The 438-nt window shown below is 34.5% G+C and carries 1 protein-coding gene; it reads left to right on the top strand.

The features are described from left to right. Positions 1 to 205, top strand: a 205-nt coding sequence (locus C1G53_RS09110; protein WP_330847476.1) for a thiol-activated cytolysin C-terminal domain-containing protein, incomplete at its 5' end; no start/stop codon positions are given. Positions 206 to 438 lie beyond the last annotated feature (233 nt).

The following is a 438-nucleotide window of genomic DNA, read 5'->3' as shown; positions in this document are numbered from 1 at the left end:
AAATCTGACCTCACACTGGAGTGAAACCATTCAAATTCCAGGAAATGCTCGCAATCTTCATGTCAATATTCAAGAATGTACAGGATTAGCATGGGAGTGGTGGAGAACAGTTTATGACAAAGATTTACCACTTGTTGGTCAACGTAAAATAACCATCTGGGGAACAACGTTATACCCACAGTATGCGGATGAGGTGATAGAGTAATCTGGCAATGTATTATACTCTCTTAGCCACAGAGGCTAGGAGCTAAACACTATTCGTCAGAAACTTATCACAAGAAAATGGTATTAAAATAAGGATTCTATTCAAATTTTGGGTAGAATCTTTTATATTTTCCTAAAAACTACTTTTAGGTATGAGAACTCGTTCTGAAACTATTTTCAGGATTTTTTGTATTTCTACAAAAATCGAAATTACATTCTAAATAAAAAGAGGTT

It is taken from the genome of Streptococcus suis (assembly GCF_002960445.1).
GTDB lineage: Bacteria > Bacillota > Bacilli > Lactobacillales > Streptococcaceae > Streptococcus > Streptococcus hyiners.
The sequence above is the reverse complement of the archived record's forward strand: the minus strand, read 5'-3'. Positions and strand labels throughout refer to the sequence as shown.